At 75.1% G+C, this 10,781-nt stretch carries 8 protein-coding genes and 1 pseudogene; 1 reads left to right on the top strand and 8 read right to left on the bottom strand.

The genetic code is table 11. The features are described from left to right. The first annotated feature begins 120 nt into the window (after positions 1 to 120). Positions 121 to 1,455 carry a glycosyl hydrolase gene (locus JF597_RS28310; protein ID WP_294002027.1) on the top strand — a complete coding sequence of 445 codons (1,335 nt, stop codon included), beginning with the start codon at positions 121 to 123 and terminating at the stop codon, positions 1,453 to 1,455. A gap of 23 nt (positions 1,456 to 1,478) precedes the next feature. On the opposite strand, the gene JF597_RS28305 is transcribed toward JF597_RS28310, so the two are convergent. The 8 genes and pseudogenes from JF597_RS28305 to JF597_RS28270 all read right to left on the bottom strand — a co-directional run bounded on the left by JF597_RS28305 (position 1,479) and on the right by JF597_RS28270 (position 10,747). Continuing rightward, positions 1,479 to 2,597, bottom strand: a complete 1,119-nt coding sequence (locus tag JF597_RS28305) for a GNAT family N-acetyltransferase (RefSeq protein WP_294002026.1) — start codon at positions 2,595 to 2,597, stop codon at positions 1,479 to 1,481. Further along, positions 2,594 to 3,235: a lipopolysaccharide biosynthesis protein gene (locus tag JF597_RS28300; protein WP_294002025.1), complete on the bottom strand. Its 642-nt coding sequence runs from the start codon at positions 3,233 to 3,235 to the stop codon at positions 2,594 to 2,596. The genes JF597_RS28305 and JF597_RS28300 overlap by 4 nt, the downstream gene beginning before the upstream one ends. Continuing rightward, positions 3,232 to 4,352, bottom strand: a pseudogene (locus tag JF597_RS28295) (glycosyltransferase). Before JF597_RS28295 ends, JF597_RS28300 begins: the two are co-directional and overlap by 4 nt. Before the next feature lies 1 nt (position 4,353). Further along, positions 4,354 to 5,109, bottom strand: coding sequence for a polysaccharide deacetylase family protein (locus JF597_RS28290; RefSeq protein ID WP_294002024.1), 756 nt, complete (start codon positions 5,107 to 5,109; stop codon positions 4,354 to 4,356). Continuing rightward, entirely contained in the window at positions 5,093 to 6,685 is a 1,593-nt protein-coding gene (locus tag JF597_RS28285) for a lipid II flippase MurJ (RefSeq protein ID WP_294002022.1), read from the bottom strand. Before JF597_RS28285 ends, JF597_RS28290 begins: the two co-directional genes overlap by 17 nt. A gap of 92 nt (positions 6,686 to 6,777) precedes the next feature. After that, the gene (locus tag JF597_RS28280) at positions 6,778 to 8,088 is read right to left on the bottom strand and encodes an O-antigen ligase family protein (RefSeq protein WP_294002021.1); all 1,311 of its coding nucleotides are present in this window, start codon (positions 8,086 to 8,088) and stop codon (positions 6,778 to 6,780) included. 2 nt (positions 8,089 to 8,090) lie between these two features. Beyond that, complete coding sequence (locus JF597_RS28275) at positions 8,091 to 9,512, bottom strand: exopolysaccharide biosynthesis polyprenyl glycosylphosphotransferase (RefSeq protein WP_294002020.1); 1,422 nt, start codon at positions 9,510 to 9,512, stop codon at positions 8,091 to 8,093. Then, positions 9,509 to 10,747 (bottom strand): glycosyltransferase, encoded by a 1,239-nt coding sequence (locus JF597_RS28270; RefSeq protein ID WP_294002019.1) that lies wholly within the window; start codon positions 10,745 to 10,747, stop codon positions 9,509 to 9,511. Before JF597_RS28270 ends, JF597_RS28275 begins: the two co-directional genes overlap by 4 nt. Positions 10,748 to 10,781: the final 34 nt, after the last annotated feature.

The raw sequence follows: 10,781 nt of genomic DNA, 5'->3' as shown, positions 1-10,781 counted from the left end.
GGGCACCCGAAAGCCGCATCCGCACTGGCGGAATTCATATTGATATGACTGAGTGTCAGTAACTGGCACTTCCTCAGGGGTGCTGCGGACGGACGAGTACCGGCGGAGGAAGGAGCGGGCATGGCTCTACGGAAGCGAGAGCGGAAGCGGTTCTGGTGGTACCGGCCGGCCGTGGCCGCGGCGGCCGGCTTCGTCGCCTCGGCGGCCCTGGCGACCGGCCCGGGATTCGCCGAGGTGGCGGGGGCGGCGCGGATCACCGGCCCACCGTCTCCGGCACCCACGACAGCCGTCCCGACGCCCACGACGTCCGTCCCGGCGTCGGCGGCCCCCCTGCCCACCCCGACCCCGGCCGCCGACGCACCGGCCGTCGGCGCGTCGGCCAAGGCGATGCCCCCGGCCTTCGGGGCGTTCCTCGACTCCGGCCCGCTCGGCGTCGCCCGCATGGCCCAGCTGAGCAGTTGGCTCGGCGGCACCGAACTCAAGGTCGCGCACACGTATCTGCCCGGAAACCGCTGGTCCGACATCGAGGGCGCCCCCGGCTTCCTGGACGTCTGGGCGCACTGGCGACGGGAGAAGGCCGACCGGATGCTTGTCCTCAACGTGCCCATGCAGGAGCGCAACGAGGACGGCATCGGGGACGACGAGGTCCGCTCGCTGCTGCGCCGGGGCGCGGCCGGAGAGTTCGATCACCACTTCCGGGCCCTGGCCGAGCGGCTGGTGGCACTGCGGGTCCCGGACACGGTCGTCGTGCTCGGCTGGGAGATGAACGGCATTACCTACACCCATCGTTGCGGGCCGGACCCGGAGGCCTGGAAGACGTACTGGAGAAGGATCGTCACCACCATGCGCGCGGTACCGGGCCAGAAATTCCGGTTCGACTTCACGTCGAGCCGGGGCCGCGACGCCGTTCCGTGGACGCAGTGCTATCCCGGGGACGACACGGTCGACATCATCGGAATGGATTCGTACGACCAGCCGACCGGACTCTCCTTCGACCAGCAGGTGCGGGAACCCTACGGGCTTCAGCAGCACGTCGATTTCGCCAAAGCCCACGGAAAACCCATCTCCTATCCGGAATGGGGCCTCTTCCGCAACGGTGACAACGCCGAGTACATGCGGCGGATGCTCGCCTGGATGGACGAGCACAAACCGCTGTACAACACGCTGACCGACTACTGCCCGCACGGCGTCTGGCAGTGCTCGGTCAACCCGCGCTCCGCGCACGTCTACCGCGAGGCCCTGTTCGGCCGTACCGACACCACGACACCCACCCCGACCCCGACCGCGACTCCGACACCCGTGCCGACACCGTCGCCGGACCTCTCGCCCCCGGCACCGAGCCCGACCCCGGCCACCACGCCCGGCGCCACGCCCGCGTCCGACTGCACGTCGATGGACCTGGGCGCCTGGATCGAGTACTGGCTCGGCGGGAAGCTCTGCTTCGACCTCGACTGAGGGACGGCCCCGCCCGGCAGCCCTTACTCCTGCCGGCGTTCCTTCCACCGCTGCCGCACCTCCTTGATCCGCTGCCGGGCGGCGGCATCGCACAGCGCCGCCGTCAGCAGCGGTGCGGTGCGGCGCCGGGCCAGCAGCAGCCGCTGGTTGACGACCGGCAGCGGCCGCCAGTGGTGCTTGTACGGCTCGTCGCCGCGCAGCAGGCTCAGCGCGCCCCGCTCCCCGGTGCCGGTGTGCTGGGTGCAGGCGTCCAGGAGCATCACCGCCACGTCCGCCTTGCGCTCCCGCAGCCGCGGGTGCGCCCCGTACAGATAGCCGCCGGCGAGGCTCGGCGCCAGCAGGGTCAGGTCGACGGCGACCACCTCGTCGTCGAGCCGGAACTCGGTGACCACCGCGTCCCCGGACCGCACCATCGGCCCCACCGAGCGCACCAGGTGCTCCTGGAACCGGGACTGGAGGTGCTCGGTGGTGACCTTCCGCCCCTGCCACTGGAGCCGGTGCAGGTCGAGCAGGCGGCGCAGCGCCGCGTCCACCCCGTCGGGCGGCACGACGTCCCGGCGCACCCCCAGCGAGCCCAGCTTGCGCAGCTTCGCGCGGACCCGCTGGGCCTTGTTCGAGGGCAGCCTGCCGACCAGCTCGTCCATCGACACGGCCGGCAGCTCCAGGCAGACCGAGTCCGGCACCTTCCGGCGCGGTCCGCGCCAGCGCTCGTAGACCCGCTCCGCCGCGCCGCCGGGCCGCACCTCGCGGAAGTCGATCAGCGCCGTCCGGGCCGCCTCGGCCAGCTCCCGGGTGAGGGCGCCCGCCACCCGGCCGTCGTCGCCGTCTGAGAGCAGCACGTCCGCGTAGTCCGAGATGGCCCCGCCGAGCGGTACCAGCGTGGGCAGCGGCCGGTGCACCAGCGTCAGCGGGGCCGCACCGACCAGCTCACCGCCGTAGCGGACCAGGACGAGGCGGAGCCGGCCGGGGGTTCCGTAGGAGCGCCACCAGGAGTGCAGCCAGGCGTGGCTCTGGAAGGGGGTGGCCGTGCCGCACCGCCGGTAGAGGCGGCCCCAGGCCGGGGCCAGCTCGGCGAAGGCGCCCTCGTCGGTGACGAGTTCGGTGGTGTACGCGGCGAGCGTCGGGTGGGCCGTCGTCGTCACAGCTGTCCGTGTACGTCGGCGGCGACGGCCGGACCGGGCACCGAGGCCTGCAGGGCGGACTCCTCCACCCGGCGCCGGGGCCGTACCAGGAGCACCAGGCCGCCCAGCAGCCCGCCCGCGCTCGCGCCCACCAGACCGGTCACCTTCGTGGACGCGGAGGCCGGCGTGGTCGGCTTCGGCGCCCGGGAGAACGGGAGGAGTTCGACGTTCGTGTCGCTCTTGGTGTCGTTGGCGTGCTGGATGAGCGAGCGGGCCACCGCGTTGGCCATGTCGGTGGCCTGGAGGGCGTGCGGCGAGGTGGCCGAGACGGCGACCATCGGCGCGTCCGGCGAGGTCTCGGTCTGCACGCTGTTCTGCAGCGTCTTCAGCGGCACCCCGGCCCACATCTGCGCGTCCCCGAGCACCGCGAGCTGGGTGGCGACCCGGCCGTAGGCCTGCGCGAACCCCTGCGCGGACGCGGTGTCGGACTTGTCGGCGGTGACGGCGATGACATAGGCGGTCGCCGTGTAGCTGGGCGGCGTCAGCACGCCGTAGGCGCCGCCCAGCAGCCCGCCGGCCAGGACCCCGGCCGCCAGCAGCGACCAGGGCGGGATGGCGCGCGGGAACGGGCGGGGTGCTCGGACGGGGTTCTCGGTCATGGCGTACTGGCTCCCTGAGATGTGGTGGCGAGTGCGGCCGCGTAGACGTCCATGAGCTGGGCGGCGCTGCGGGTGATGCAGTAGTGACGGGCGGCGTCCGGCGCACCGCGCGGGCCAGGGCCGGCGGCGCGGGCCGCGGCGAGTGCCGCCGCGTAGGCGGAGGGGCCGCCCGTGACGCGGCGGGCGGCAGGTCCTCGACGGCCGGGCAGGAGCTGTAGAGCACGGGCAGGCCCGCGGCCAGCGCCTCGACGACCGCGAGGCCGAAGGCCTCCTCGGCGGAGGGCGAGGCGAACACGTCCATGGCGGAGGTGAGGGCGGGCAGGTCGGGGTCGCGCGCGCTGTCGGAGGCGTAGGGCCGCTCACCGGCGAACAGCACCCGGCCGGCGACCCCGGCCTCCCGCGCGGTGCGCCGCAGGGCGTCCTCCTCCGGGCCGCCGCCGACCAGCAGCAGCCTGCAGTCGGCGGGGAGCCGGGCGAGGGCCTCGACCAGGACGCCGAACCGCTTGCCGGGCGCGAGCCGCCCGACGGCGCCGACGACCCAGGCGTCCTGCGGGATGCCGAGGCGGTCGCGGACCAGCCGGCGCCGGGCCGGGTCGAAGCGGAACCGGTCCAGGTCGATGCCGTTCGGGACGACGTCGATCCGCGGTCCCGGCACCCCCCACCGGCGCAGCCGCTCGGCGACGGTCGGCGAGACGGCCACGGTGAACCGCCCGAGCCGCTCGCCCGCCAGGTACAGCGCCCGCACGCCCGAGGTCAGTTCACGCCCCTCCATCTGCGAGTCGCCCAGCGAGTGCTCGGTGGCGACGACCGCCCGGACCCCCGCGAGGCGTGCGGCGATCCGGCCGTAGAGACAGGCCCGGTAGAGGTGGGTGTGGACGAGGTCGTAGCGGCCCCGGCGGATCAGCCGGACCAGGCGGGGCAGCGCGGCGAGGTCCCGGTTCCCGGCCATCCCGAGGTGGACCACCCGCACCCCGTCCGCGGCCAGCCCGTCCGCGACCGGGCCCGGGTTGGTGAGCGTGACGACGTCGCAGGCGACCGGCAGGTGCCGCAGCAGCAGCCGCAGCTGCTGCTCCGCGCCGCCGGTCCCGAGGCCTGTGATGACGTGCAGGGCCTTCATATCACAGCCCCTGGACGGGACGGCGGCGCAGCCGGTGCAGCCGGTACTTCAGGAAGAGGCGCGCGGCGTGGTCGTTCTCCCCGATGTGCACGCGGGGCAGGGCGTGCAGACCGCCCAGCGGGCCCGGGTCGATGGCGCAGGCGTAGCCGTACCCGGCGTCCCGCACGGCGTCGACGGCCCGCTGGTCGACGGTGCCGTAGGGGTAGCAGAAGCCCTCGACGGGGGCCTGGACCAGCTCCTCGAGGAGTGCCCGGCTGTCGGCGGTCTCGGCGCGCAGGGTCTGCGCGTCGGCCTTCGTCAGGTCGACGTGGGCGAGCCCGTGGGACCCGATCTCCACCCCGCTGCCGGCGGCCCGCCGGACGCCGTCGGCGGTGAGCAGCGGCTTGCGCGGGCCCAGCGGGTCCCAGGTGTTGTCGCCGCCGAGCCGTCCGGGCAGCACGAAGAGGGTGGCGCCGCAGCCCCAGCGGTCGAGGAGGGGCAGGGCGTGGTCGAGGAAGTCGGCGTACCCGTCGTCGAAGGTCAGCGCCACCAGCCGGCGCCCCTCGCCGCGGGCCCGGGCGGCGAGCAGCCCGGCGACCGACACCCCGCGCAGCCCCCGCCGGCGCAGCCAGCCCAGCTGCTTCTCCAGACGCGCGGGGGAGACGGTGACGCGGTACGGGTCGTCGGAACAGTCGCCCACGGAGTGGTACATGGCGACCCAGGGGACCGGGCCGGTGAGTCGTCCGGCCCTCGCGGCGGACTCAATGGAAGACGGCATGCGCGAGCCTTCGGGTGACGGTGGCTACGGAACGGAGTGCGGGTGCGAAGCCCTGGGCGTCCAGGGCCCGGCCGAGCAGGACGAAGACGACGGTGACGGCGGTGGCGCCGGCGGCCAGACCGGTGAACGGGTCCGCCGGTTGCACGGCGGCGAAGATCCCGACGGCGGTCGCGACGACCGCCGCCCGCACCGGCCGGCTCAGCTCGACCAGCACCCGCCGGGTACGGATCGGGACGCTGCGCGGGCCCGTGCCGGCCAGCAGGAGCACCGCGGTGGTGGTGATGCCGGCGGCGTTGCCGGCGGCGATGCCGGTGACGCCGTACGAGCCGACCGTCAGGGCGCCGATCCAGGAGGTCACCACGATCCCGGCGGCCATGGCACCCACCGGGTACCAGCTGGCGCGGCCCGCCGAGAAGTAGGAGCGGACCAGCACCCCGACCAGGGTCTGCCCGAGCAGCCCGAGCGCGTAGACGCGCATCACCCCGGCCGTGGCGGCGGTGTCCGCGGCGGTGAACGCCCCGCGCTGGAACAGCAGGTGGACGAGTTGCGGCGCACAGGCCACGACCACGGCGGTGCCGAGCAGCACCACGCTCGCGGCCAGCGAGAGGTCCCGCTCGACCCGGCTCCGGGCCCGCTCGGTGTCGCCCTCGGCCAGCGCCCGGGCCACCACCGGGAAGGTGACCGTGCACAGCATCATCGACATCGTCATCGGGATCTGTGCGACCTTCTGCGCGTAGTTGAGGTGCGAGATGGCCCCGGAGTGCAGGTGCGAGGCGAGGAACCGCTCGATCAGCACCTGCGACTGCCGGCACAGCGCGAACAGCAGCACGGTGGCCATCAGCGCCACGTTCAGGGGCCGCCCCTCGGTGCCGGCCGCGCCCTCCTGCGTCCTGGGCCGGTGCCGCAACTGCCGCAGCAGCGACGGAGCCTGAAGGAGGACCATCAGGGCGCCCCCGGCCGCCACCCCGAACGCCGCCGACCGCACGCCCCAGTGGCCGCCGAGCGCGAACATCGCCGCGATGATGCCGGCGTTGTAGGCGACGTAGATGGCGGCCGGGACGAGGAAGCGGCGGTGCGCGCGGAGAGCGGCGCTGCAGTACCCGGCCAGCCCGAAGGTCAGCACGCAGGTGGCGGTGAGCCGGGTGCAGCCGACGGCCAGCGCGGGGTCCCGGAGCCCGGGCGCGAGCACCTCGACGAGCTGCGGGGCGCCGCCGATCAGCAGCGCGCCGACGCCGGCGAAGGCCAGGGCCAGCTTGGGCAGCGTCCCGGCGACCAGGGCCCGGACGGGATCGCCGGGCGCCCCCTGCGTGCGCCGGGCGAGGGCCACACTGAACGCCGGAACGAGGGCGAACGCCAGCCCGTCCTCGATGAGCAGCGTCGCCGCGAACTCGGGCACGGTCCACGCCACGAGAAACGCGTCGGTGTCCCGCCCGGCCCCGAACAGCCGCGCGAGCGACTGGTCACGGATCAGCCCGAGAAGCGACCCGAGCACGGAGAAGGCGGCGGTGCCGAGAGCGGCTTTGGCGAGGAAACTCCGTGAGGGAGGCGCCCCGTCAGGGGCGCGGGGCTCTGACACTCGCGGCTCCGCCGCGTGGGCGCGCTCAGCCACATCGGACTCGCAGTCGACACGCGACCCTGGCACCCCCGAAGCCTGAGAAGGCGTCACCGTCACCGCGCCACAGCCTTCTCGTCCCGCTCCGCCCCCACCAACGCCCACCAGGCCACCGCCCCGAAGACCACCGCCGTGAGAACCGTCGAAGGCCCCCCGATGTCGGCGTACGCGAAGTCCACGAGCTGCCAGATCAGCAACCCGCACCCCACCAGCGCACAGTCGAGACCGTCACCCGTGCGCACCCGCCAAAGCCCCCGCACCCCGCACACCAGCAGCGCCAGCCAACTGCCCGCCAGCGCGAGCAGCCCGAGCAGACCCTGCTCGCTGAGCACCAGCAGGTACATGTTGTGCGGCGACAGCAGCGGCTGCTTGCGGTACGCCGCGCCCGCCCCCTCCGTGTCGCTCCCGGACGACAGCGCCAGCGAGGCGTGCGAATCCCGGTACGCCGGGAAGTTCTTCAGGCCGACGCCGGTCACCGGGTGCTCCCGCCACATCCCCGTCGCCGCCGCCCACAGCGTGTACCGGTCGACCACCGACTGGTCCGGCGCGTCCGTGACCTGCCCGATGCTGCTGAACCGCTCCTGGAGCATCGCCGTACCGACCCCGAAGCCCCCCACCAGCACCACACCGGCGGCGACCGCGGCCGCCGCCACCTTCAGCGCGCGCCGCAGCCCGGCCAGGGCGAGCTGCACACCGCAGGTCAGGACCGTCGCGATCCAGGCGCCCCGGCTGAAGGAGACGGCGAGCGGCAGCAGCAGCCCGAGCGCGCACACCACCGCCGCCACCCGCTGCCGTACCGGGGACCGTCCGAGCGCGAGCCCGAGCGCGCAGACCAGGCCGAACGACACCACCGTCGCCATGCCCATCACGTCCTGCGGCCCGAACGTGCCGACAGCGCGGATCTCCTCGCCCTGGTACGACGCCCCGGTCCCGGTGACGTACTGGTGCACCCCGACCGCGCCCTGCCAGACCGCGAGCCCCACGAACGACCAGGCCAGCAGCCGGAAGTCGGCGCGGTCCCGGACCAGCAGCACGACGGCGGCCGGGACCAGGACGAACACCTGGAGGTAGCGGCCGAGGCCGGTGAGCCCGGCGCCCGGCGAGGCCGCGCCCATGGCGGCGACCGCCAGCCCGACGACCGGCGCGCCGAGCACCGCCACGGCCGGGGCGGACAGCGGGCGCCGCCGCTCCCGCAGCGTGCGCAGCGCGGCGTACAGCACCACAAGGGCGGATACCGCATCGGCGGGCCCCGCGCCGCCCGCCTCGCCGCCCGGGGCGAGCGGCAGGGCGAGGACCGCGAGTACGGCCACCGCAGCCAGCACCGGCGGCAGCCGCAGCGGCCTGGCCGATGACAGTGCGAAGCTCATTCTCAGCTCCCCGTCGAGCGCACGAGCGCGGCCGCGGTGCGCAGCAGGATGCACACGTCCTGCCACAGCGACCAGTTGTCGATGTAGGCGTTGTCGAAGCGGGCCCGGTCCTCGATGGAGGTGTCGCCGCGCAGCCCGTTGATCTGGGCGAGGCCCGTGATGCCGGTCCGCATCCGGTGGCGGGCCGCGTAGCCCGGATAGGCCTGGCTGAACTGGCCGACGAAGTACGGCCGTTCGGGGCGCGGGCCGACCAGGCTCATGTCGCCCCAGAGCACGTTCCACAGCTGGAGCAGCTCGTCCAGCGAGGTCTGGCGCAGGAAGCGGCAGAAGCGGCTCATCTTGACCTCGCCGGCCACGCTCCAGCGGGTGGCGGCCTCGTGCTCGTCGACCGGCCGGTGGGTGCGCAGCTTCAGGAGGGTGAAGGGGCGGCCGTCCTTGCCGATCCGCTCCTGCCGGAAGACGACCCCCGGCCCGTCGGTGATCCGCAGCACCGTCGCGCAGACCAGCAGCAGCGGACCGGCCAGCACCAGCGCCGCCCCGGAGACGGCGATGTCCAGGATCCGCTTGCCGACGCTGCCGCGCCGCCGCGGGCCCATCTCCAGCCGGCGGCAGGAGAACCCGGCGAGCTGGTCGCGCATCTCGTACGCCGGCGAGTCCGCGTCGACCTCCCATACCACGCAGCCCGACTCGGCCAGCGCCCGCAGCAGCGGGCCCTGTTCGGTGCGGACGGCGGGGTGGACGGTGAGGACGGCCCGGACCGCGTTCTGGATGAGGGCCCGCTCGACCTCCTCGCCGGTGGTCAGCACGGGCAGGCCCCCGGCGCCGTCGGGGTGCTCGGCGACGACGCCGACCGGGCGCACTCCGCAGCCCGGGTGGCGCAGTACGGCGGCGGCGACCCGCTGGGCGGTGGCGGCAGGGCCGATGACCAGGGCGGCGCGCGGCCGGCGCAGCAGGGCGAGGCGCCGCCGCCAGTGCACCAGGCCGCGGCCCGCGCCGGCCGCCGCCGCGTGCAGGGCGAAGCCGAGGAGCAGGACGCGGACGGACAGCGCGCGGTCCGGGTCCCAGGCGGCGACGGCGGCCGCCAGGCCGAGCCAGACGACGGCGATCCGGCCGCAGACGGCCGGGAGCTCGTCCAGGATTCCGGTCATCCGCCGGATGGTCTGCGGGCGCAGCAGTACCGCCCCGGCCAGCAGCAGACCGACCAGGGCCGGCCGGCGGACGGCCGCGTCGAGCGCGGCCGCGCCGAGCAGCGCGGCACACAGGTCGGCGGCGAGCAGCGGCACCGGGGAGGCGGGCCGCACGGGTGGCCGCCGCAGCGGGAACCGGAAGCCGCCGGTGGTGCGCGGTGGCAGGACGGAGACGGGCGAGAGTCCGTGGTCCCGGGGCTGGGCGCCGGGGGAGGGGACGGTGCTTTCCGCGGTCACGAGTGGATGGACTCCCTGCGCTCGAAGGACACCAGCGGCCGCCCGCCGAGGAGTTCGCGGTACAGCTCCGCGACCGCCTCCGCCGTGCGCCGCACATCGTGCGTGGACAGGACGTGCCGGCGCCCCTGGCCGCCGAGCGAGGCGCGCAGCTCCGGGTCGAGGAGCAGTGCGGCGACGGCTCCGGCCAGCGCGTCCGGACGCCCCGGCGGGACCAGGCAGTGCGCCGTCTGGCCGGGCGGCAGGCTCTCGCGGGCGCCGTCGACATCGGTGACCAGCACCGGCCGTCCGCAGGCCAGCGCCTCCAGCGGGGCCAGCGCCATGCCCTCCCAGCGCGAGGGCAGCACCACCAGGTCGGCGGCGCGGTACCAGGGGCGGACGTCCGCGACGGGGCCCACGAACTCGACCGAGGCGGCGGAGGCAGCGGAGGCAGAGGCAGAGGCGGCGGAGGCAGAGTCGGCGGAGGCGGCGGAGGCGGCGGAGGCCGAGGCGGTGGCGAGGCGGCGCAGCGCGTCCCGGTCGGGTCCGTCGCCGACCAGGGCCAGCCGGGCGTCCGGGACCCGGCGCAGCACCTCGGGCCAGGCCCGCAGCAGCACGTCCTGGCCCTTCTGCCGGCACAGCCGCCCGACACAGACGACCAGGGGAGCCCCCGCGGACCGCTCGGCCGGGGTGCCCGGGGTGCCCGGAGCGCCCGGGGTGAAGTGCTCGGTGTCGATGCCGTTCGGGACGACCGTGTACCGGGCGCGGATGCCGGCGCGCACGCCGGTCGTGCGCTCGGCCTCGCTGACGCACACCACCCGGTGCGCCCAGCGCGCGCCCCACCGCTCCCACCTCAGCGCCAGCGCGGCGGTGCCGCCGCCGACCGCCTCGAAGGACCAGGCGTGCGGCTGGAACAGGGTCGGGACGCGTCCGCGCACGGCGAGCCGTCCGGCGAGGCCCGCCTTCGCGCTGTGTGCGTGCACCAGTGCGGGCCGTACCTCGTCGAGCAGCCGGCCGAGGCGTCGTACCTCGTCCGGGAGACCGGCGCCCGGCGAGCGGTCGGCGCGCCACCCGCGCACCTCGGCGCCCAGGTCCCGCGCGCGCTCGGCCAGTTCACCACCGGGGCAGGCCACCGTGACCCGCAGACCGGCCGTGATCTGGGCCTTCGCCAGGTCCAGGACGACCCGGGCCACTCCGCCCTCGACGGGTTGCGCCAGGTGAAGGACCCGTGGCCGAGGGTCGGTGGCTGATCGGTGCATACGCGGATTCCTCGCTCACGGGGGGCGCGCTCGG

The sequence above is a fragment of the Streptomyces sp. genome (assembly GCF_019510245.1).
GTDB lineage: Bacteria > Actinomycetota > Actinomycetes > Streptomycetales > Streptomycetaceae > Streptomyces.
Note: the sequence above shows the minus strand (reverse complement) of the source record. Positions and strands in the feature narration are given on the sequence as shown.